This is a genomic window from Nitrosomonas halophila (assembly GCF_900107165.1).
Classification (GTDB): domain Bacteria; phylum Pseudomonadota; class Gammaproteobacteria; order Burkholderiales; family Nitrosomonadaceae; genus Nitrosomonas; species Nitrosomonas halophila.
Genome location: NZ_FNOY01000121.1, coordinates 1 through 3,620, shown reverse-complemented (window position 1 = coordinate 3,620; position 3,620 = coordinate 1). Strand labels below are relative to the sequence as shown.

The following is a 3,620-nucleotide window of genomic DNA, read 5'->3' as shown; positions in this document are numbered from 1 at the left end:
AAAAGGAGAGAGACATGCATGCCAGGCATTGGCTGAAAGGTATAATGCTAGCGGGAGGGCTGTTGCTAGCAGGGATGGTACAGGCGAACATCTCGACGGTACCGAGTGAGACCTACGAAGCCTTGGGGCTGGATCGCAACAAGGCGACCCCCAAGGAGACCTATGAAGCGCTGGTCAAGCGCTACAAAGATCCGGCGCAGGGTGCAGGCAAAGGCACCATGGGTAAATACTGGGAACCGATTCCCTACAGCATTTATCTTGACCCGGCGACCTTCTACAAACCGCCCACCTCGATGCGCGAAGTGGCCAGCCGCAAAGAATGCGTAGAATGCCACTCGGACGAATCCCCGGTCTGGGTGCAGGCCTGGAAACGCAGCACCCACGCCAACCTGGACAAAGTGCGCAACCTCAAGCCGGAAGACCCGCTTTACTACAAAAAAGCCAAACTGGAAGAAGTGGAAGGCAACCTGCGTTCACTGGGCAAACTGGGCGAAAAAGAATCGCTCAAGGAAGTGGGCTGTATCGACTGTCACGTAGAAGTCAACGCCAAGAAAAAAGCCGATCATACGAAAGACCTCATCATGCCCACGGCCGACGTCTGCGGTACCTGTCACCTGCGTGAATTTGCCGAACGCGAATCGGAGCGCGACACCATGATCTGGCCGAACGGCCAATGGCCCGATGGACGCCCCTCGCACGCACTGGACTACAAAGCCAACGTAGAAACCACCGTCTGGGCTGCCATGCCGCAGCGTGAAGTGGCCGAAGGCTGCACCATGTGCCACACCAACCAGAACAAATGTGACTCCTGCCACACCCGTCACGAATTCTCCGCGGCCGAATCCCGCAAGCCCGAAGCCTGCGCGACCTGTCACAGCGGTGTAGACCACAACAACTGGGAAACCTACTCCATGTCCAAGCACGGCAAAATGGTCGCCATGCTCGGAGACAACTGGAACTGGGAAGTCCAGCTCAAGGACGCCTACGCCAAAGGCGGCCAGAACGCCCCTACCTGTGCGGGCTGCCACTTTGAATACGAAGGCGAATACAGCCACAACATCACCCGCAAGATACGCTGGGCAAACTACCCGTTCGTACCTGGCATTGCAGAAAACATCACCAGCGACTGGTCGGAAGCCAGACTTGACTCCTGGGTTGTCACCTGCACCCAGTGCCACTCCGAACGCTTTGCCCGCTCCTACCTTGATCTGATGGACAAAGGCACCCTGGCAGGACTGGCCAAATATCAGGAAGCCCACGAAATTGTTGAAAAACTCTACAAAGAAGGCAACCTGACTGGACAGAAAACCAACCGTCCGGTCCCACCGGAACCGGAGAAACCAGGTTTTGGCATCTTCACCCAGCTGTTCTGGTCCAAAGGCAACAACCCCGCCTCGATCGAACTCAAAGTGCTGGAAATGGCTGAAAACGACCTGGCCAAAATGCACGTTGGCCTGGCCCACACCAACCCGGGTGGCTGGACCTACACCGAAGGCTGGGGCCCGATCAACCGCGCCTACGTAGAAATCCAGGACGAGCACACCAAAATGCAAGAAATGGCGGCCCTGCAAGCCCGAGTCAACAAACTCGAAGGTAAGCGTGCAAGCCTGCTCGACCTGAACAACCCAGAAGATAAAATCTCCCTGGGTGGCCTCGGTGGTGGCATGCTCCTGGCGGGCACACTGGCACTGATGGGCTGGCGCAAACGCAAGCAAAATCAAGCTTGATCACGCCATCCAACCCTAACCAGCGTGCCCAGGCGCGCTGGCTAGACAAACTCCTCCCGTCACTTGGCATCCTGCTCGTGGCGGGAGGTTTTACTTTACTTGCCTGGTTTGCCTGGCTATGGTTCACCCCTGGCAGCGCGCCCTATCGCTACCAGCTGATAGAAACCCATCCAGCCGGCAAATATCCCGCACTGGAACTGGAAGCCTGGCCTGACCTGAACATCAGCCAATACACCCTCCAGATTCCGGACATCGACCAACCCGTCGCGCAAGCCTACTTTGGCCAGCACGACCAACTTGGCCCGGTCCTGCTCGACTGGCAAAACCAGACCAGCGAACCGCTCCTCCACCTGGAACGCAAACCGGCCGAACTGAGCGCCCTGGCAGACGCGATCAACAAATACACCACCGCCGACGCCCAGATACTCGCCTGGTGGGACACCTCCCGCCAACTTGCGTTACTGACCGGACGGCCTGTCCTGTTTCGTGCCCCATTGCACGAACCGCTGATCATCCCCGACGAATGGCAAATTCATGCATCAGCCATCCGCGCCTATGAAAGCGAACAAGCCCAGACCCCGGTTACAGACCTCGAGCGCGACCACTTCAAGCGCTTCACACAAGCCCTGGCCAGTCCCCTGGCAAGCGGCCTTGACCAACTGCGGCAACTGGCAGACAACGAACGGGAAACCTACCTGGTCGTACACGTCGCCGACCTCTACAAACTCGGCCTCCTGTACCCCGAACAATTCGGCGTCGCCTATAAAAACTACCGCATGACCGGCAACATTCACGGCATGATCAGCCATCTCAAAACCGAGATGGGCACACGCGGCTACAGCACCTACACGCTGCAGTCACTGTCCGAAGAACTGATCCGCGCCTTCTTCCTGACCGACGAAGCCAGCCACCAAGCCCTGCTTGCCCAACTGCTGCCCTTCACCGATCACCCCCCGCCGGTTGAACTTGACAACCCGCAACTGATCTACCAACAAGGCGGGTACTGGGTCTACAAACTGTCGCTGGCCGGCGCAAGCGAAGCTGCGCCTACCCCATCCGCCAGCGGTCAGTAACCGTCCAAACCCTGGACGCAACATTTACACTGACCGATGATCGGGTACAATTACGGACAGCGACAACCAAATCGCAACATGTTTTAAAACATAAACGAGAGGAGAGATCATGAAAATAATTACAGCCTGCAAACTGGCTGCTGTCGCCCTGTTTACCCTGATGATCGGGCAAACCATGGCAGCAGACGCCCCGTTTGAAGGACGCAAGAAGTGCAGTTCCTGTCACAAAGCCCAGGCAAAATCCTGGCGTGACACCGCCCATGCCAAAGCGATGGACTCACTCAAGCCCAACGCCCGCAAGGAAGCCAAAATCAAGGCAGGCCTCGATCCTGAAAAAGACTACACCAAAGACAAGGATTGCGTAGGTTGCCACGTAGATGGCTATGGCAAAAAAGGCGGCTACACCATCGAATCACCGAAAAAAATGCTGGCTGCCGTGGGCTGCGAATCCTGCCATGGACCGGGACGATTCTATCGGGGTGATCACCGCAAAGCGGGCCAGGCCTTCGAGAAATCCGGCAAATCCACTCCGCGCAAGGTGCCAGCCGGCAAGGGCCAGGACTTCCACTTTGAAGAGCGCTGCAGCGCCTGCCATCTGAACTACGAAGGCTCGCCGTGGAAAGGTGCCAAACCACCATACACCCCGTTCACCCCGGAAGTGGATGCGAAATACACCTTCAATTTCGATGAAATGGTGAAAGACGTCAAAGCCATGCACGAACACTACAAGCTTGATGGCGTATACGAAGGCGAACCTAAATTCAAGTATCACGACGAATTCCAGGCCAGCGCCAAAGAAGCCAAGAAAGATGACAAGAAA

The 3,620-nt window shown here is 56.8% G+C and carries 3 protein-coding genes; all 3 read left to right on the top strand.

Translation table 11 applies throughout. The annotated features are described in order from the left end of the window. Positions 1-14 precede the first annotated feature (14 nt). Positions 15-1,727: a multiheme c-type cytochrome gene (locus BLV85_RS14410; RefSeq protein ID WP_090415914.1), complete on the top strand. Its 1,713-nt coding sequence runs from the start codon at positions 15-17 to the stop codon at positions 1,725-1,727. Further along, positions 1,724-2,800 (top strand): hydroxylamine oxidation protein HaoB, encoded by a 1,077-nt coding sequence (gene haoB / locus BLV85_RS14405; protein WP_245725243.1) that lies wholly within the window; start codon positions 1,724-1,726, stop codon positions 2,798-2,800. Before BLV85_RS14410 ends, haoB begins: the two co-directional genes overlap by 4 nt. Before the next feature lie 109 nt (positions 2,801-2,909). Next, the coding region (gene cycA, locus BLV85_RS14400) for a cytochrome c-550 CycA (protein ID WP_143032364.1) at positions 2,910-3,620 on the top strand (711 nt) is incomplete at its 3' end.